This window comes from Acidimicrobiales bacterium, assembly GCA_035533095.1.
Classification (GTDB): Bacteria; Actinomycetota; Acidimicrobiia; order Acidimicrobiales; family Palsa-688; genus DATLUM01.
In genome coordinates this window covers 1-19,122 of record DATLUM010000065.1, presented here as the reverse complement: position 1 = coordinate 19,122, position 19,122 = coordinate 1, and the positions used below count along the sequence as shown (strand labels likewise).

At 68.2% G+C, this 19,122-nt stretch carries 13 protein-coding genes and 1 other RNA gene; 7 read left to right on the top strand and 7 right to left on the bottom strand.

What is annotated here, in order from left to right:
• Positions 1 to 5: 5 nt before the first annotated feature.
• Both VNF71_08305 and VNF71_08300 read left to right on the top strand, forming a co-directional pair.
• Positions 6 to 1,238, top strand: coding sequence for an acyltransferase (locus VNF71_08305; GenBank protein HVA74552.1), 1,233 nt, complete (start codon positions 6 to 8; stop codon positions 1,236 to 1,238).
• On the top strand, positions 1,235 to 2,449 hold the full coding sequence (locus VNF71_08300) for a glycosyltransferase family 4 protein (GenBank protein HVA74551.1): 1,215 nt from the start codon (positions 1,235 to 1,237) through the stop codon (positions 2,447 to 2,449). Before VNF71_08305 ends, VNF71_08300 begins: the two co-directional genes overlap by 4 nt.
• On the opposite strand, the gene VNF71_08295 is transcribed toward VNF71_08300, so the two are convergent.
• Genes VNF71_08295 through VNF71_08285 form a run of 3 tightly spaced genes read right to left on the bottom strand, consistent with a single transcriptional unit; the run spans position 2,400 to position 9,114 of the window.
• Entirely contained in the window at positions 2,400 to 3,722 is a 1,323-nt protein-coding gene (locus tag VNF71_08295) for a glycosyltransferase family 39 protein (protein HVA74550.1), read from the bottom strand. The genes VNF71_08300 and VNF71_08295 overlap by 50 nt on opposite strands.
• A complete protein-coding gene (locus VNF71_08290; GenBank protein HVA74549.1) occupies positions 3,722 to 4,648 on the bottom strand; it encodes a hypothetical protein in 927 nt (308 codons plus the stop codon). Before VNF71_08290 ends, VNF71_08295 begins: the two co-directional genes overlap by 1 nt.
• Before the next feature lie 23 nt (positions 4,649 to 4,671).
• The gene (locus VNF71_08285) at positions 4,672 to 9,114 is read right to left on the bottom strand and encodes an alpha-(1->3)-arabinofuranosyltransferase family protein (protein ID HVA74548.1); all 4,443 of its coding nucleotides are present in this window, start codon (positions 9,112 to 9,114) and stop codon (positions 4,672 to 4,674) included.
• A 76-nt stretch (positions 9,115 to 9,190) separates the two neighbouring features.
• On the opposite strand from VNF71_08285, the gene VNF71_08280 reads away from it, so the two are divergent.
• The 3 genes from VNF71_08280 (at position 9,191) to rnpB (ending at position 11,996) form a co-directional block, all read left to right on the top strand.
• Positions 9,191 to 10,720 (top strand): MFS transporter, encoded by a 1,530-nt coding sequence (locus VNF71_08280; GenBank protein ID HVA74547.1) that lies wholly within the window; start codon positions 9,191 to 9,193, stop codon positions 10,718 to 10,720.
• A 3-nt stretch (positions 10,721 to 10,723) separates the two neighbouring features.
• Entirely contained in the window at positions 10,724 to 11,629 is a 906-nt protein-coding gene (locus VNF71_08275; protein HVA74546.1) for a sucrase ferredoxin, read from the top strand.
• A gap of 22 nt (positions 11,630 to 11,651) precedes the next feature.
• Positions 11,652 to 11,996, top strand: an RNA gene (gene rnpB, locus VNF71_08270) — RNase P RNA component class A.
• Between the two features lie 105 nt (positions 11,997 to 12,101).
• Here rnpB and VNF71_08265 read toward each other — a convergent pair.
• From VNF71_08265 to VNF71_08250, 4 genes are all read right to left on the bottom strand, one after another.
• Positions 12,102 to 12,863: a succinate dehydrogenase/fumarate reductase iron-sulfur subunit gene (locus VNF71_08265; protein HVA74545.1), complete on the bottom strand. Its 762-nt coding sequence runs from the start codon at positions 12,861 to 12,863 to the stop codon at positions 12,102 to 12,104.
• Positions 12,864 to 13,095: 232 nt separating this feature from the next.
• Positions 13,096 to 14,421: an NAD(P)/FAD-dependent oxidoreductase gene (locus tag VNF71_08260; GenBank protein ID HVA74544.1), complete on the bottom strand. Its 1,326-nt coding sequence runs from the start codon at positions 14,419 to 14,421 to the stop codon at positions 13,096 to 13,098.
• A complete protein-coding gene (locus VNF71_08255; GenBank protein ID HVA74543.1) occupies positions 14,418 to 16,322 on the bottom strand; it encodes a transketolase in 1,905 nt (634 codons plus the stop codon). The genes VNF71_08260 and VNF71_08255 overlap by 4 nt, the downstream gene beginning before the upstream one ends.
• Before the next feature lie 93 nt (positions 16,323 to 16,415).
• Complete coding sequence (locus tag VNF71_08250) at positions 16,416 to 17,039, bottom strand: DUF2231 domain-containing protein (protein ID HVA74542.1); 624 nt, start codon at positions 17,037 to 17,039, stop codon at positions 16,416 to 16,418.
• A gap of 213 nt (positions 17,040 to 17,252) precedes the next feature.
• Between VNF71_08250 and VNF71_08245 the strand changes: the two genes are divergently transcribed.
• Positions 17,253 to 17,867: a MarR family transcriptional regulator gene (locus tag VNF71_08245; GenBank protein HVA74541.1), complete on the top strand. Its 615-nt coding sequence runs from the start codon at positions 17,253 to 17,255 to the stop codon at positions 17,865 to 17,867.
• A gap of 492 nt (positions 17,868 to 18,359) precedes the next feature.
• Positions 18,360 to 18,659: a hypothetical protein gene (locus tag VNF71_08240; GenBank protein ID HVA74540.1), complete on the top strand. Its 300-nt coding sequence runs from the start codon at positions 18,360 to 18,362 to the stop codon at positions 18,657 to 18,659.
• The last annotated feature ends 463 nt before the right edge of the window (positions 18,660 to 19,122 follow it).

Here is a 19,122-nt window from a genome sequence, read left to right as displayed (position 1 = left end):
CTCCGATAACCCTCGCCAAGCCGAGCAAGACAACCCGATTCCCGTGCTTCGACGGCCTCCGAGCGATCGCAGCGCTCACCGTCCTCGGTGTGCACACCACCTTCGTGTCCGGCTACACGGGCCGCAGCGGCATCGGCGACTACACGTCCCGGCTCGAAATCGGCGTCTCGGTGTTCTTCGTGATATCCGGATTCCTTCTGTACCGGCAGTTCGCCGTCAGCCATTTCGACCACAGGGACAGCCCCGCGATCGGCGCATTCTGGGTCCGAAGGTTGAAAAGGATCATCCCCGCTTACTGGCTCGCTTTCATCGTCGTCAGCTACGTCCTGCATGCCGACCAGGTACATCGCGGCGTGGGCGCGCTGGCCGTGTATCTCGGCTTCGCCCAGATCTACTCGCCGGCGTACGCGGTGAGCGGCATCACCCAAGCGTGGTCCTTGTGCACCGAGATGTCCTTCTACCTCGCACTGCCGTTGTGGGCACTCCTGATCGGCCGTAAGCGCCGCGACCCCGGCTCCCAGATGAGGGTGGAGCTCGCCGGTCTCGCCGGGCTTTTCGCGCTGAGCGTGATCTACCGGGCCGTCGTCCTGCAGGCTCACGGGACGCTCGCGTTGACGATGCCGAACTGGCTCCCCGGCTACGCCGATCTGTTCGCGCTCGGCATGCTGCTCGCGGTGTTCAGCGCATGGTCGCAGGCGACCGGGCGCCGGCCGCGTCTTCTCTGGCACCCCTCGCTCCCGTGGGTCAGCTGGGGCCTGGCGGCAGCGGCGTTCATTGGAGTGTCGAACATCGGACTGCCCTTGACGCCGATCACCAACTCGCCCGTCGGTGTGAGCCTCCTCCGCCAGACGCTCTACGGTCTGTTCGCCTTCTTCATCGTCCTGCCCGCCGTGGTGGGCCGGCAGGACTCCGGCTTCGTCCGGCGCCTGCTCGCCTTCAAGCCGCTCGCGCTGATCGGAGTCGTTTCCTATGGGATCTACCTGTGGCACGAGGCGTGGATCGAGCTGTTCCTGCGCTGGACCGGCGACAAGCTGTTCACGATCCCTCTCGTCGACCTGGTCGCGTTCGCTGGAGGGTTGGCGACGTTGAGCGCTGCCGCCAGTTACCTCCTCGTCGAACGACCCGTACTCCGCGCCAAGCTCCGCTTCCGTCCCGTACAGCCCGCCGCTCCTGTAACGGCTCTTGCCCGCGACGGCGCACCGGGATCTCCCGTGCCGAGCGTGGCGGGACGATCGTGACGAAGGACTGGCTCGACGCCCGCCTGCGCTCGGGTGACGACGGCGAGCTCGACGCCGAACCGCTCGGCGTGGTCGACGACCCGTACGCGAGTGTCGACGATCTAGCGAAGCACGCAGGGATCCGCAGCATCGAGATGCTGGCGTGGAGAGACCTCGATCACCCAGAGGCCGGCGGTTCGGAAGTCCACGCGTCTCGGGTCGCCGAGCGCTGGGCCGCGGCCGGGGTGGACGTCACGATCACCGCTTCACGGTCGCCCGGCGAGCCGAGGTCCGCGACGGTCGAGGGATACAAGGTCGAACGCCCCGCCGGCCGGTACGCGATCTTCCCTGTCGCCGCCGCCCGCGCAGTCGCCCGCCGGCGGCGCGCACGCCCCGACGCCACGGTCGAGATCTGGAACGGAATGCCCTTCTTCTCACCGCTGTGGGCGGGCGAGCGGCGAATGGTTTTCCTCCACCACGTGCACGACCGCATGTGGGATCTCGTGATGCCGGCACCGCTGGCGGCGTTGGGGAGGACGATCGAGAGCCGTCTCGCGCCCGGCTGCTACAGGCGCACGCCGGTAGTCACGCTGTCCGAGTCGTCGCGCGACCAGATCGTCTCCAACCTCGGTCTGGACGCCGCCCAGGTGACCGTCGTGCGACCGGGCGTTGACGAGCGGTTCCGCCCGGCGCGCCGGCGGGACAGGGACCCCCTCATCGTGGCTGTAGGAAGACTGGTGCCCTACAAGCGATTCGATCGCCTCATCGAGGTGCTCGTGAAGCTGCGTGAACGCCACCCGTCGTTGCAAGCTGTCATAGCGGGAGAAGGTTCCGAACGACAAGCCCTCGAGGCGCTCGCCTCAGCGCACGGCGCGACCGGATGGCTGTCGATACCAGGAAGGATCGGCGACGCCGAACTGGTCGAGCTGTACCAGCGGGCGTGGGTGGTCGCCTCGGCGTCCGCCTACGAGGGATGGGGGCTCACCCTCACCGAGGCCGCTGCGTGCGGAACGCCTGCAGTGGCGAGCCCGATCTCGGGTCACGTCGACGCAGTGCTCGATGGCAGGAGCGGGTTCCTCGCGGAGCCAGGTGACCCGATGGTCGACGCTCTCGATTGGATCATCTCCAACGACCTGCTCCGGCGCCGCCTCCATGCCGGCGCTCTCGACTACGCGTCGAAGCTCACGTGGGATCGGACGGCGCTGGAATCGATGAGGGTTCTCGCGAGATGAGCGCGACCACCGCCACCGAAGTGAGGATCACGAGCAGCGGCTCGAGGCTCGCTCGGAACCGCGTCTGTCCATAGGTCAGCAGCACCGCTGCGACCACGTCGACGCCGACCGCGATCATGGGAAAGACGGGAACGCCGCGCCGCTTGAGCAGGACTGCGCCGGCTATCGCTCCCGCCGCGAACCCGTAGAACATCCCCAACCCGACGAACGCCCACAACCGCGGTCGACTTTCGACGAAGCTGTCGACGTTGATCTGCTGCACCGGCCGGTAGAACGCGAACGTCCTGCCGAGCCTGGCCAGCTCGATCGAAGGCAACCCACCGAGATGGCCCGCCGCGTAGTGCAAGCCCTTTCGGAGTGCTACCGGGTCGACCGCTGATTCGTCGCCTCGCACACCGACAGCTGACTGGAGCGCGCAGGGCATGGACCAGTAGCCGCGCAGCGGACCGTTCCAACTGGAGTCGCAGTTGGATGCCGCGACGGTCAGCCCGAACCGGTCGGATATGAGCACGGGATGCGAGAAACGACTCAGGTTGAACCCGATCCACGGCGCTATGACCACGACGGTGCATGCGGTACCGACGACCACAAGCTTGATCCTCTCGCGCACGGTTCGTTCACGCGCGAGCAGCGCGACGGGCAGGAGCACCAGTACTGCGAGCAGCAGCAGTTCGTCCCTGGCGAGCGCCGCTAAACCGATCGTGACTCCGAGGACGGCGGCACGGCGCGGACGGGGGTCTTTCCACATCAGATAGCCGGCCCACACGACGAGCATCGAGAGGATGGGCGAGATCGTCTCCGACATCACCAGTCCGTCGCTCATCCACATGTTCGGGTACACGGCGACCAGAACCGCCGCCAGAAAACCCACCTTGCGCCCGCTCACCTCTCTCCCCAGCAACGCCGCCACCGGGACGGCGGCGGAGCCGAGGATGGCGGACCATATCCGGTGCGCGAAGAAGCTCTTGAACCCGGCCAGCGAACAGACCGCCATGAGCAGCGTGAAAAGCGGCGGCAACTTGGCGGTCTGCGCTGTCACGCCATGGTGGTAGAGCATCGGTTCGATCCAGCCCTTCCCCTGGACGAGCAGGTTCGCCTGGCCGACGTACTCCAAAGGGTCCCCGCCCACGGCCAGGTGCGGCCGCAGGAGCACCGATGCCAGGCGGATCGCCAGCCCGAGCGCGAACGCAGCGGCGATGCCGATCTGCCAGGAGCGGCTGCGCGCTGCCACCGGGTGTTCCGCGGTGCCCGCCGGCGCCGTATCGACGATCACTATGTGATCGCCGCCTCGACAGGCAGCTCCCGTGGGGCCCTCGCCAGAAGCCCCAGTGCACCCGCCACACCGGCGAACCCGGCGAAGCGGGCGACCGACCACCACCCGTGCGGCAGGAGAAGTTCGCCGAAGATCATCGAGGCACCGGCCAGGGCGCACACGCTGGACACGACGTTGGAGACGGTCGCAACCATCGAGGCGGGATGCGCCTGCAGCGCCACCTGGAACACGACCATCCCCGCGAGGGTGACGAGCACGAACAGCCACGGGTACGACGACGACAACGATGCCACCACCCCGCCGTAGATCCCCCGCCCGACGACGTCGGTGGCGACCGCCTTTTCTGCCACCGCGCCCAGCCCGTACAGCAGGCCGGCTGCGCCGGCCAGAGCTGCCGCCGTCCAAGCCGGCGGGACCTGGCCGGGTCCGCGACTCGAAGCCCGCAGACCTGTCACCGCCGCGACGACCGCGAGGAGCGCCGCTGGGACGGCCAGCGCAGCGAAGCGGCCGGCGGGGACGGACCTCGCCAGGCGGGCGCCCGGCTGGGAGGAGATCGCGATCGCCACGACGGCTGCGATCACGAGGATGAGCGCCGCCCGCTGGCGCCAGTGCAACCGCTCCCCGAGGACGGGACCGCCGGCGACGACGAGGCCGACCAGGCCGGCCGCCAGGACGGGTTGCACCACCGACACCGGAGCCAGGGTGAGGGCGACTACCTGCAGGCCCAGCCCGGCGAGCATGGCGACGAACCCGGCCAGCCAGCGCCGGGACCGCACAACGGTGCGTGCGAGGTGCACCGGATTCGGACGGACCGCCGGGAGATCGGTGAGGGCTTGCTTCTCGAGGATGTACCCCAGGTCGTACAGGCCTGCGGAGACGATGGCGACACCCAGACCGGCGATCACCCTTCCGCTGCTCGCGGGCATCCAGGTTGCTATGAGCATGGATTTCAAGCCGGCTGGTTCCTCCCGGCGACGAGCGTATTCGGTCGGCCATCGGCGGCGGCTTGCGGGCCGGCGGGTGCGGTCTCGCGTCGTGCAAGTCGGGTTCGGGCGGCTCCGGCGACCAGGTCCGCTACGAGCAGGCAGATGCCGAGCCAGGCGAGGTCGTTGGCGGACGTGAACGCCGAGGGCCAGTCGATGGTCGGCAGGTAGCCGTGCACCGCTTGCTGCTCGGCCACGTATGCCGGGATCGCCAGCAGGGCGATCACCGCCGCAGCTCTCACGACCGCGCGGCCCCAGGCGAGCCGGCATCCCGCGAGGACGGCCACTCCGCACAGCACGCCGATGGCCGGGCGGCTGACGAATGTGCTCAAACCGGACCAGACAGCCGCGACGACGACCGCAGTGACCCACGGCACCGCCCGGCCACCTGCTCGGGCCGCCCCCGCAAGAGAGAACGGCATGCAGCTGCCGGCGGGGGCGGGCATCGAGCGGCGAGCGCTCGCCCGGCGCCTGCGCCGCGCGAGCTCCGCCGCGTAGGGCAGCACGCCGACCAGTACGCACAGAAGGAGCGCTGCAGCGGAGACCGCTATCGCCGTCCAGACGATCTTCTGCGGGGACCAGCTGATTTGCACCTTGACCGTGCCGTTGACCAGACCGGCAGGGACCAGCCAACCGGTCGCGTAACCGTCCACCAGCTGCGGGGGTCCGAGGCCGTGACCCCCGCTGAGGGTGGCCGTCCATCCGTCGCTGAAGCTCTGCCCGAGGACCAGCCAAAACGACTTGCCCGACGACTTCACCGTCAAGTCCCACGACGTCCGGTTGTGATGGTCGATCGTGACTGCCGCGGGTGAGCCGGTGCTCGCTGCACGCGGGGTCGCCGCAACCGGGCTCCGGGCCGGCGAATCCAATGACAGGGAGTCGATGGACCACCCCGACGGGAGACGGGGGCTGGTGCTCACATTGTGATCCCCTGGCCCGAGCGTGAGGCCGTGCGCGGTGTTCCCGCAGGCCCGGATGGCGAGCGGCTGGCCGGCGAGCGCGCCAGCCGTCGAGCCCGTGATCTCGACGTCGACCGGCTGCCCGTCGACAGAGAGCAGACCGCTCTGGCAATTCGGGGGGATGCTCTCCGGTGCCTTCTCCTGCACGACACCGGGGATACCCAGCTCGGCAATACCGACCGGAAGGATGTCCGTCCTACCGGCGAACGTCGAGTAGTAGTCGAGCGCCCTGACTTGGTGCACGGCGTCGATGGTCACCTTGATCTTCGATCCGGTGAGCTTGGGGAGGGAGACGGTGACAGCGGTCGTCGCGTTCTGTGGTCTACCCCGGCCGACGGGGGGCACCGGCACGTCGACCGTGGCGTCGGTCCCACCGGCGGAGACCGTGATGCGGCTGGGGATGGAGTGGCGCCCGTCGTTGAGGACCTGGAGGTCTAGGTGGTCGAAGGTGACGGGTTTGTTCAGCTCGACGTCCAGCCACTCCCCTGCCTGCGGTCCCGTCTCGGCGATCCAGGCCGTCGTAGGGTCGCCGTCGACGGCCGAGTTGGCGCGCGCCATGCGGTCGCCATCGAGGCGGGTCGAGGAGTTGGCTGCCACGACGGTCGCGCCGGTGCCCGAGATGGAGGGCGGTGGTGTGAGGCCGATCATCTGGTTGATCAGGTAGTCGGAGTCGCCCGCGTTGATCTCCGCCGTCCCTCCGACGGTGAACGTCCGCGTCGACGGAAGCCGGAAGACGCGCGACATCTGCGGCTCGGGGTCGTGACGCGGCGGCTCTATGGCGCGCTCGCGGTTCATCAAGATGTCGATGGCATCACTGGACGCCGCGGCGCCGGCCGACGAGAGCAGCCTGTCCGGCAGACGAAGCGCGTCGGTCGCCGGCTTCACCCCCGGGACCTCGATTTCCGCGAACCCGACCTGCGCGAGACCGTCGTAGTTCTTGTCCGATCCGCCCGGCGCCGCGTCGACGGTCACGTCCAGCCGGCTGAAGCTGCGTGCCGGAAAGGACACCTTCTGTCCCGGCGCATGAAAAGACGCCGGCGTCAACCGCACCCGCACCGGCCGCCCGCCGTCGAATGTGAGGGTGGCCTCCGTGATGCGGCGGTTGGGGCGCTGGAGCTGCGCCTGGATCAAGGTGACCTGATCGGCGGTCACCTTCTTGCCGTAATCGATCTCGATCCGTCCACCGACGGCCGGCATGTGAGCCCCGAATGTCCATGCCGTCGAGAGGTTTCCGTCGACGGCGTTGGCCGGCCGGTTCTCAGGGGTGAAAGACAGCGAATCCCCGTAGTCGGTTGCCGTGACAGACTTCACGCCTGACAGCTGAGCAACGGTCTGGTCCGAGGTGGTCTGGTTCGGGAACACAGGCAACGAGTAGTCGGACGGGTTCGACGAGAGCTGTTTCACGCCAGGCTGCTGGACGGCTCCCTGGTTGTCCCGGAGGCTGCCCCAACGCTGCAGGGACAGTGTGTCGGTGTCGGTGAGCACCAACGTCGCACCCGCGGCCGCCGCGCTGCGCAACTGCGCCTGGTTCATCGACGCGCTGTAGAGGATCGCCTGGTTGCCGTTGAGCAATCCCGCCGAAGCGGCGTCGACCAGACCGTTGCCGTCGCCGGCTACCACCAGGGGCGACCCCTGGCTCTCCGCGCGGGCCATCGGCCGCGGGTCGGGGACGTTGAACACGGCGAGCGCCGGCGGTTCCGGCTCGCCGGTGGGAAGCCCCAAACGCTGCTCGCTGTCGAGGGGATATCTGATCTGCTTCGCCGGGTTCGGCGCACCGAAGGTGACGGGCTGGCCTAGCCCCGCTCTCGGTGACGTCATCTCGAGCCACAGGTACTTCGGCAGCGGCAGGTGGTAGCGCTCGTACTGCAGGTCGGATTGAAGGAGTACCTGCCCGGCGCTCATGAGGCGCGCGATGGGCGCGAGAGCCGACATGTCGAGGGTGCCTTCCTGCAGCGGTTCGTCGAGCGCCTGCAAGAGGTTCGCCGACGCCGGCGTCCCCGCTGGCACCACCTGGCGGGATACGTACGGCCGGGTGATGAGGCCCGGGACGACCGGATCCTGGGTGACTCCCCACGAGTAGGCGGCGAAATCCTCTCCGGGCAGCCCCAGCACCCGGTCGGAGCCACTCGAGTCGAGGTACCGGGCCGCCTGGAGCCAGTACGAGGGCAACGACGACGGCCTCGCGAGGTTCGAGGCGACGAGGTTCCCGCTCCACAGCGGAGGCAGGTCCGCGGCCACGACCGCGAGGCAAAGAAGTGCGACGGCATTACCCCTGGCGGGCCAGCGCGCCCAGATGCTCGTTACGCCCGCCCCCATCAGAAGCGCTAGCCCCAGCACGAGGATCGGCACGATCCGGTCGACGGACCGCATGGCCAACGCGATCGTCGAGCCCGCCGAAGCGTTCTTCAGCAGGGACCCGAACAAAGAGGGATTTCCGTAGGGGAACGCACCGACCGCTACGACGGCCCCGATGCCCACCAGGCTTACGGCGTAGGCCCGGTACCTCCACCGGGCCGCGAACCCGAGCAACACGCAGACGACCGGGACTATGTAGCTCACCACCGCCAACCACAGGCTCTGCGTGTAGTCGACGGCGGGCATCGTCCACGGCTGGACCTTGTCCCAACCGTAGAAGTACCAGTAGCCAAGACCGCGCAGCACTTCGGATGCCGACGAAGTCCGGGACACGGTCGGGACTGTCTCGGTGACCCTCAGGACGTTGATGCCGTACTTGTCCTCCGCCCACAATCCCGCCGCCCACCACAGCGAAACCAGCACGCTCAACAGCGCTATGCGCCCGGCCGCCGACGCCGCCCGCCGCAGCGTTACCTCCCTGCTGCCCCAGACCGCGAAGACGAGCCAAAGCCCCGGCGCTACGAGCACGAGGAGGATGGAAGTCGCGTTTACGCCGCCGACGAGCGCGACGACAGCGGCGAACAAAGCGGGGTAGCGCCACTTGCCCGTTCTCGCCGCGGCGGCGGTGAGGCCGATCATCCAGCCCAGGGCGGCCCACGGCATGAGGATCGCCGAGATCCGCGCGATGTAGTCGATCAGGTAGGGGCTGAGGGCGTAGGCGAACGAGGCGGCCACCCTCCCGGGGCCCTCGATGCCCAGGCGCCTCGCGCAGTACGCGACTCCCAGCCCTGCCATGAACAGCAGGGTCCCCATCCACAAGCGCTGGCCGACCCATACGGGCAGGTGTATCCAGCGGATCACGGCGTAGTAGGGGCCCATCGGGAACAGGTAGCCGATGTTCTGATGTGTGACCGTGCCGAGCCCCACGTTGGGGTCCCACATGGACGCGGCACCCTGCGTGAGCCGGCCCGGATCGAGGTACAGGTACTGCTTCGTATCCGCCGCGACCGAGCCCGGCTTTGTGAGCAGTAGCGGCACGTAGGTCGCTGCGGCGAGCGCGACGTAGAAGACCCGGTCCTTCAGTCGGCTCCGCACCGGGCGGCAGTGTAGGGATCGCGATGCCCCCGGCGGTATCCGGGACCGGACCGGCCGTTACGGGTACTTTCAACCGGTGGCCGTGACCGAGGAAGGAACCACCAGGCCCCGGCTCTCCCTGGCAGTGCTGTCGATGGTGCTCTTCGTCACCTTCCTCGACAACACGATCGTCGCGGCGGCGCTTTCGGACATCCAGACGAGCCTGCACGCGGGTATAAGTGCCCTGCAGTGGGTGGTCAGTTCGTACGCCCTGACATTCGCCGCGCTGATGCTCACCTTCGGGACCCTTGGGGACCACCTTGGGCGGCGGAGGGTGATGGTCATAGGGCTGGTCACGTTCACGATCGGTTCGATCGTGGGATCGGTCGCCACGTCGAGCGGGATGCTCATCGCGGGCCGGGTCATCATGGGAATCGGCGCCGCTGCTTCTGAGCCGGGCACCTTGTCGATGATCCGCCAGTTGTACCCCGACCGCGGCGAGCGCGCCCAGGCACTCGGAGTCTGGTCAGCGGTGTCCGGCCTGGCCCTCGCCCTCGGTCCCGTGATCGGCGGGGCCCTCGTGGGTGTCTGGTCCTGGCGGGCGGTGTTCGTCTTCAACGTCGCTGTCGGCGCGGTGGCACTCGCCGGCGTGCGGTCGGTACTCCCCGAGATCGTCACACCGCAACGCCGGCGTTTCGACATCCCCGGTTTCGTGCTCGGGGCGACAGCCCTCACCTCGGCGACGTTCGCGACCATCGCGGGGGAGACCGAGGGTTACGCCACCTGGTGGATCATCGCCCTGTACGCGCTGGCAGCGGTGGCGCTCGGTCTGTTTCTCGTCGCGGAGCGCCGAGCGGAGGAACCGGTCCTCGACTTGCATTTCTTCAAGATCGGGCCGTTCGTCGGCGGGAACACGGTCGCGTTCACCGGGTACTTCTCGACCTTCGCTGTCTTCTTTTTCATTCCGCTCTACATCGAGCTGCTCGGCACGACCTCGTCGTACAAGCTCGCTGTGGACTTCCTCCCGATGGCTGCGTGCATGATCGCCGCATCCGCCCTGACCGGTCCGTGGATCGCCCGGAGCGGACCCGGGGTCCCGATGGTCCTCGGTAGCGTCGTCGCCGGCGGAGGGATCATCCTCACCAATCTCTACGTACAGCCGTCGTCCGGAGTCGGGCTGTTCGGGTGGAGCCTTGCCGCGGTCGGCGCCGGCCTCGGCGTGGTCACGGTCGCCGTCACCGTGTCGGTCCTCGGCGTCGTTCCCGCGGAGAGATCGGGAATGTCGGCCTCGTCGGTCAACACCAGCCGCGAGCTCGGCGCGGTCGCCGGCGTAGCGGTGCTCGGCGCGATCATCAACGGTCAGATCACCAGCACCCTCGCGCACCACCTCGCGCATATCCCGGGGCTTACCCCCGCAGCGCGCGACCAGGTCATAGTGGCGGTGACGACTGGCAACCTGCCGACGAAGGGTCCGCTCGTCAAGGTCGTCGATCAGGTGATACCGGACGTCAGCTCGGCGTTCACCAACGGGCTCGACTTCGTCCTCTCCACCGCCGCCGCGCTGATGCTCGCGTCGGCGGTCGCCGCCGCCCTGCTGGTGCGAAGGTGGCGCGCCAGTAGCCTCTGAGAGGTGAGCGCTGTGATGACCGGTTCGCTTCGTTGTTCGCTCTGGGCACGCGCCCAGGGGCTGGATCCCGCGGGGACGGCCGGCAGCTACTCGGGCTACCTGCTCCTCGACATCCCTCTGCCCTGGCCAAGGGACGTGTCGGAGATCCCTGAGGTCGCCGCGCTCTCCGAACGGTTGTCCGGGTCGCAGCTGCGGGTCCAGGCCACGGTCCCCTCCGGCTCCCCGCACAGAGCCGTCCTGTACCGGCTTCGGACCGGCACCGCATGGACGGGTTCGTTCGAGGGCCGCTCGACCCCGGTCGGCGACAGCCTGGTCGCAGCCGTCGAGGGGCTGCTCGCGGGCGGCGGCAACCCCCAGGCCGGTCGCGATCTGCTCGTGTGCGGCCACGGCCGGCGGGACGTCTGCTGCGGATCGGCCGGCACAGACCTTGCGATGAAGCTCGCGCGCGGCTCCCTGCCGCCTGATGTCAGGCTGCACCGGACGAGCCACACCGGAGGGCACCGCTTCGCCCCGACCTTCATCGTGCTGCCCGAGGCGACCCTCTGGGCGTTCGCGGACATCGACCTGGTGATGCGCGTGCTCCAACGCCGAGGCGACGCCGCCGACGTCGCCGATCGTTACCGCGGGTGCTCGGCGCTGGACGGCCCGCGGGTCCAGGCCCTCGAGCGCGAGGTGCTGAAGGAAGTCGGGTGGGACCTCCTGGGATGGGAGCGCTCCGGTCGCCCGATTGACGGGAACGCCGTTCGTCTGGATGCCGTCGACGCGGACGGGCACCCCATGTCGTGGGAAGCGGACGTGAAGCCAGGCCGCACGTTGCCGGTCCCGGACTGCGGTCGTCCTATCGAGGAGGCGCGCAAGAGCGAGACCGAGTGGATGGTGCATGGTCTGCGGACCGTCGTAGCCACTTGATCTGGCACACTGGTGCCGACGGTGAGTCGGTCGGGTGGCCGCGGCCGGGCTTCGACCCGGTCGAGGAAGGTCGGGACTCCGCAGGGCAGGGTGCTGGCTAACGGCCAGTCGAGGTGACTCGCAGGAAAGTGCAACAGAAAGCAGACCGCCGATGGGCCTTCGGGCCACAGGCAAGGGTGAAACGGTGCGGTAAGAGCGCACCAGCGCCCGGGGCGACCCGGGCGGCTCTGCAAACCCCACCCGGAGCAAGGTCAAGCGTGGGACGGCCGGCCCGGCCCATGTCCCCAGGTGGACCGCTCAGATGGATGGCCACCGGGCCGGTCCTCGGATCGGCTCACAGAATCCCGCCTATGTACCGACTCACCGTCATTTGTGCCTCTGAACAGGACTTTTATAGCCCGTCAGGCCACGATGGACCGCAAACGGACCCATCCCATACGGCACCGGGCCTCCGCTCTGACGTGTTGGTAGATCAGTCGTCATTTCTATGTCGACGGCGGATTGTCAACCCAAGCCAGGCAAGTCGATGGTCGTTGGGGTCGATAGCGCGCTCCTTCATAGGGATGATCGCATTGTCGGTGATCTTGATGAGCTGTGGGCACACCTCGGTGCAGCACTTGGTGACGTTGCAGAGGCCCAGGCCTTGTGTCTCCTGCAGGTAGTGGCTGCGATCGAGGGTGTCGAGGGGATGCATGTCGAGCTCGGCGTAGCGGATGAAGAACCGAGGCCCCGAATAGGTCGGCACGTTCTCCTCGTGGTCACGGATGACATGGCAGACGTCCTGGCACAGCCAGCATTCGATGCACTTACGGAACTCCTGGGAGCGCCCGACATCGGCCTGGCTCATACGGTAGGTGCCGTCGGCCTCGGGTTCTCGCGGCCTGAAGGCCGCGATCCCCTTGGCCTTCTCATAGTTGACAGAAACGTCGGTGACCAGGTCCTTGATGAGCGGGTACGTATGCAGGGGTGTGACCGTCACCGGCTCGCCCGGCGGGAGCGACGAGAGGCGGGTCATGCACATCAGCCTGGGGAAGCCGTTGATCTCGGCGCTGCAGGACCCGCACTTGCCCGCCTTGCAGTTCCACCGGACGGCGAGGTCTCCGGCCTGCTCGGCTTGCACGCTCAGGACCGCGTCGAGAACGCCTTCGCCCTCGTCGACTTGTACCGTGTGGTCGACCAGCGCGCCCCCCGCGGCATCGCCGTGCCAGATTCTCAGGATTGCCGTGGTGCTCATCGGGGCCTAGCCGTTGGGCGCGGGCTTCGAGGCCATCAGAAGAACCTCGGATCGGTGATGAAGCGGTAGCGCAGCGGATGGCGGGAGAACGCCCGCAACCGGCCACCGATGGATCACGAAGGCGAGGAGCCCGAACTGGGTCAGGACCGGTTGGAGCCACCAACGGTCACGCCACAGCGTGCGGGTCGTGACCCGCCCGCGAGCTCGCGCTGGCGTAGAGGTGGTCGACATGTCAGTGCCGTCCTGCGACGGTTTCCGACACAGCCCTTCCACCCCGCCAACCGTCGGGAGGGTGCACCAGGATGGCTCCGGCGCCGCGGGAGGTGAAGTAGTTCCATCCCCAGTCCACCAGGACCTTGATCCGGTTGGAGAAGCAGATCAGGTAGGCGATGTGTACCCCGACCCATAGCAGCCACGCCGGCAGCCCACCGAAACGCAGCCGGTAGCGGTTGCTGATGCCAGCACCGAGCAATAGGGGCAGCTCGGCCACCGCGTCGCCTCGCCCGAGCACCGCCATCATTCCCTTGTCGTGGTAACGGAACCGGGCCAGGGGTTCCGCGGTGAGGAGCCGCGCCACCTGCCCGCCGGCGTGGCGGCCGGCCTGGATCGCGGCCGGTGCCAGCATCGGCATTAGGGTTCCGGGCCGGGGAGCGGCCACTGCTGCCAGGTCGCCGGCGACGAACACGTTGGGGTGGCCGGCGACCTGCAGGTACTGATCGACGACCACCCTGCCCCGGTCTAGGGGCAAGCCGAGGCGCTGGCCGAGCTGGTTCGCCTGCACCCCGGCCGCCCAGATCACCGTGGCGGTGTCGATCCGCTCGCCGCCACCGAGGGTGACTCCGCGAGCGTCGGCGGCTTCTACGCTTCGGCCGAGGAGCACTTCGACACCGCGTCGGCGGAGATCTTGGAGGGCCCGTTCCGACGAGCGGGGGTTGAAGGCGCTGAGCAGCCGTGGTCCGGCTTCGACGAGGACCACCCGCAGCGTGGCGATCGGCCCGACCACCTCCTGCGCCATCGAGGCGAGCGCCGCGGCGGTCTCGACCCCGGTCGGGCCTCCGCCCACGACCACGGTCGTGACGGCTGCATCGGCGGGTGGGCGGCTGGCCGCCACCGCTTCAAGAGTGGAGAGCACGTGGGCTCTTAGTGCGACGGCGTCGGCGAGGGTGTAGAGCGGCCAGGCGTGCTCGGCCATGCCGGCGATGCCGAAGAAGTTGGTCTCGGCACCCGCGGCGAGGATCAGGTAGTCGAAGTCCAGCTGCGAACCATCGGCCAGGCCCAGCCTCCCCCGCGTCCAGTCGGCCGAGACCGCGACGGCCACAAGCACGGTCAGGTTGGCCTGGCGGCGGAACACCGAGCGGAACGCGGCGCCCACCTCCTCAGGCGGGAGGTAGCCGGTGCTCACCTGGTAAAGGAGCGGCTGGAAGGTGTGGTAGTTGTGCCTGTCGACCAGGGTTACGTCGGCATCCGAACGCGCCAAGGCCTGCGCCGCGTTCATTCCGGCGAAGCCCCCGCCGACCACGACGACGTGCGGACGGGTGGGGCGGTCTGTGTTGGTCACGGGCCCGCCAGTCGCCGGGCGGCGGCCGCGATGTGGCGAGCCGAGATACCCGCCGCGTCCAAAAGCTCGGCCGGGGTCCCCGAGCCGGGCAGACCCGAGACGGCGAGGTGCGCGACCAGCAGGGCCGGGACCCCGGCGTCAGCCAGGGCCTCGAGGACGGCGCCGCCGATCCCGCCGGCCGGGTAGTGGTCTTCGGCGATGACCAGCCGACCGCCGGTCACCTCACAGGCGTCCACCAGCGCGTGGCGGTCGAGCGGTTTGACCGAGTACAGGTCGATCACCCGAGCCGCGATGCCAGTGCCGGCCAGTTCCTCGGCGGCGGCCAGGCACCCGTGCAAGGTCACCCCGGCCCCGACGAGCGCCACCTGGTCATCGGGGCCGGCCCGGTGCACCTTGGACCCGCCGACCGTGAAGACCTCCCCGGCCGGGTAAATCACCGGATAGGCGCCCCGGGTCGTGCGCAGGTAGACAATGCCATCGGTGTCCACCATCCGGGCGACCAGGGCCACCGTCGAGGTGGCGTCTGAGGGATAGAGGACGACTGAGCTGTGCACAGCCCGCATGGCGGCGAGATCCTCCAAGGCCATCTGGGACGGCCCGTCCTGGCCGATCTCCACCCCCCCATGCGAGCCCACCAAAGCGATGTTGACCCCCGAGATACCGGCCATGCGGATGAAATCGAAGGCACGCGAGAAGAACACTGCGAAGGTCGAGGCGAACGGACGGTAACCGCGTACCGCGAGACCGGTCGCGCACGCAACCAGCTGCTGTTCGGCGATGAACATCTCGAAGTAGCGGTCGGGGGCGACCTTGCCGAACTCCTCGGCATGGGTTGAGTTGCCGACCTCGCCGTCGAGAACGACCACCTCCGGCCGGGCGGACAGGGCGGCGACTGCAGCACCGAACGCGACCCTGGTCGCGACGCCCTCCCCAAGCTCGTACGTGGGGAGGGTGATCGAAGCGTCCGGAGCTGGCGTGATCGCAGGCGAGCCCGGCGCCGGTCGCGCGGTCACGACGTGCAGGTTGGTCGGCCCGCCGAGGGCGGCGATGGCGCGCTCGGCCATGTCGGGGGGCAGCGCCTTGCCGTGCCAGCCGTTCTTGTCCTCGAGCTCGGGGACGCCCTTGGCCTTGATCGTGCGGGCCAGGATGACGCTCGGGCGGTCCGGGTCCGATCGCGACTGGCTCAGGGCGACGTCGACGGCGGCGAGGTCGTGGCCGTCGATGACCAGCGGCCGGGCGCCGAAGGCCTCGACTCGGGCGGCGTAGCGGTCGAGGTCCCATTCCAGCTCGGTGGGGCCGCGCTGGCCGAGCCGGTTGATGTCGATGATGGCGGTGAGGTTGCCCAGTTGGTAGTAGCCGGCCTTGTCCAACGCCTCCCACATCGAGCCCTCCGCGGTCTCACTGTCGCCGCAGAGCACCCAGACGTGGTAGTCGAGGCGGTCCAGGCGGCGGCCGGCCAGGCACACCCCGATCGCGTCGGGCAGCCCCTGGCCGAGCGAGCCGGTGGCCACGTCGACCCAGGGCAGGAGCGGGGTGGGGTGTCCCTCCAGGCGGGCCCCCAATCGCCGGTAGGTCTTGACCAGCTCGGTCTCGTCGATAACCCCGACCGCCCGGAACATCGCATACAGCAAGGGGGAGGCGTGGCCCTTGGAGAAGATCAGATGGTCGTTGGTCGCAAGGTCGGGCCGCTCCCAGTCGTAGCGCAGGTGCCCTACGAGCAGGACGGCCATCACATCCGCCGCCGACAGCGAGGAGGTGGGGTGACCCGAGCCGGCTTCGGTGGAGCAACGGATCGAGTCCACTCGGAGTTGAGCGGCCAGCCGTGCCACCAGCTCGAGCTTCTCGTCGTCCATCACCGCGGCGGCGACAGCCTCACCCTGGTCCCAGAAGTTGACATTCATGGCCCTGCAGGTAGTCCTCGGAGAGCGACGGGCGGTCATAAGGGTGCTCATTGTCGGAAAGCGCCGGGTGGATGCATCGAGGCATCCGGCCGGTCATTTCGGCCTCCCATCGCCTTTGGTTTCCGCTCCCGCGGCAGGAACCGCAGGCGGCGGGTCGGGCTGGCCGGGGAACACGTCGACCTCGGAGCGGTGCCAAACGGGATGGTCGCCTGCGGTCTCGACGTTGAAGCCGTAGCCAAACACGAGCGTCCCCCCGTAGGTCGCGCCCAGCGCCCCGATCAGGGCGGCCGCCAGGCTGAGCCCCAGCAGCGCCGAGGTCGGCCCGGGCAAGCTGTGGTAACGCAACCAGCGCAATCCGAGGTCGACCAGGACAAGCACCGTCATCGCCACCATCAACAAGGCGTGGGAGTTGATCGTGCGCCGGGCCTGGGTGCCCGCCTCGCTCGAACGCCAACGATCCCACACACCGGTCACGACCGCGCCGAGGGAGACCAGAGCCCCGGCGATAAAAGCAAAGGTGGCAGCTTGGTAGAACTCGCGCTGCCAGGCGGTGTGGTCGCCGATGAAAGAGATCACGTCGAACGCGGCGGCGATCACGTAGGCCCCGATAGGAACATCGGTCAGCGGCGGGTGCAGCGGCTTGCCCGAGAAACCTCGCAGACCCTTGAATGTTCGCCCTCGGAAAGTGAGCGTCGGGCGGAACGAGAAGTGTCGCACCAGCTACCTCCTTCTTGTGACGGAGTTTGTTGCAGCATTTCCAGCCCGCCACGGAGCTGGCTATCTTCCGGGTACCACGCTCGGGGCCGGCGTCGCCAGGATCTGGAGCAACGATGTCGAGGGGCAAGACAACTCGGTCTCGGCCGCGCTTCCTGAGTGCTGAGATAACTATGCTCCCCCAGCGCCCATTAGTCAAGTGCTAAGGTATGACGCGTGGAGGTGGACCGGGTCGATCGACTGGTGGCCGATCTCGAGCGTCTGCGCCCAGAGATCGACCTACGACTGAAGGCCGTCGCCGCCCGGCTGCTGCATCTGAGCAACTTGGTGCAGCGTTACTACAGCGATATTGCTGAACGCTTCGACGTTTCGCTGTCGGGCCTCGCCGTTTTGACGACGCTGGCACGCCAAGCTCCGCGCGAACTCACCCTCACCGAGATCAACCGCGAGATGCTCGTGACCTCGGGTGGCATCACGTTCGTTGTGAGCCGGCTCGAGAAGCAGGGCCTGCTGGCTCGGCAGGCGCATCCGAGCGACGGCCGCGCCGTGCTAGTCCGGCTCACCCCGCGGGGCCGTCGGCTGGCGGGCCGACTGATCGAGGCGGTAGCTGAGGCGGACGCCGAGGCATTCGCTCACCTCGATGACGCCGATCGAGACACGACCGAGCAGCTTCTCAGACTTGTACAAGCAGGTATCGAGTCGGCGATGGCCCCCCACCATGACACAACAAGCGCCACCGCCGATTGGCCGGTCCGACCAAGCCCTGTCGGGCCACAAGAGGGCCGATCGGGATCGAGGACGACGCGGCTCGACACCACGAACCGGAGATAGCCATAGATGCTTGGACACCTGCGAAGAAGCCAAATCGCCGTTCCAGTACAGAAGTCGAACCCAGGCGAGCAGGATTGGGAGCCGTTCGGTGTCGACCCGGCCGAGGTGCCGGGCTGGGACCAGCTGGGCTTTGATGCCTTCGAGGCCGCCTTGGCCCACGGGGACGGGTTCACGCCAATGAACGCCGCTCATTATCACCGTCAACTGCGTAAGACAGCCGATCGGTGGAGGACGCTGGGCTTGGCCTCCGCCGACGGGCTGCGTTGGCATCGGGCGGGATTCGCAGCGAAGGAGGCGATACGGTGGCGGTCGGAGGGAATCGACGTCGAAACAGCAAGAGGGCTGCGAGCCGGCTATCTCCGACGCTGAGCAGGAGGTGGAGGGATCGATCGGGGCTCCGGCGAGTCGGCGCCGATGCCGCAAGGGTGGTGGTGCGTCGAACTGAACCCGCTGGGCTCTCGAAGTGCCGGAGAATACATGAAGGGGGACATGATGACATTGGTGCCCGAATACGGCGAGGAAGAGCACATGACGCAACAGGAAGAGGACCTGAAGCGACGATCCGAGGGTGTCCTGTCACAGGACCGCGAGGACCCAGCCGAGCGCGAGATCGAGGAGCACGACCGTGCGGAGCGAGAGTCCGCATACCTGGAACCGGAAGACAACGAGGCCCACGCTCCCGGCAAGGTGTGTGAGCGGTGCCGAGCGGTCATCACCGCTGGTCAAGATGTGAGGCGGCTACCAGACGGCCATTGGATACATGAGGTGTGCCCCCAGATCTCGGCGGGCTGACGGCGCACTGTGGACGGCGGCAAGGCCCAGGGTGACGACGGCCGCCGAGGCGCCTTGTGATGGGCTGGGTATCGGACGGCCCTCGTGCCTTGGCGTTTGACTATGTGGGTTCCCAGGAGCCATGATTGTCTCAGCACTAAGCAAGTGCGGCCGAGACGTAGCGCTCGACGCCATGCGCGACGGTGCGCACGGCGCTGCTCTCATCCCACGGCCCAACCGTCCGGGCAGACGGTCACCACGACGTGGAGGGGTACGCCTGAGATGACCGAGGCGCAAAGGCTTCGGAGGCCACGATGAAAAAGAGCCATGACGAGGCCAAGACCGCCGAGGCGATGGTCGTGCTGTTCGACGTGGATGAGACCTTGGTTCATACCGGCGGGTCGGGGGCGCGCTGCTGGAAAGCGGCATTCCAGAAGCTGTACGACATCCCCGCGGATATCGGCGAGCACAGCTCGGCCGGCGA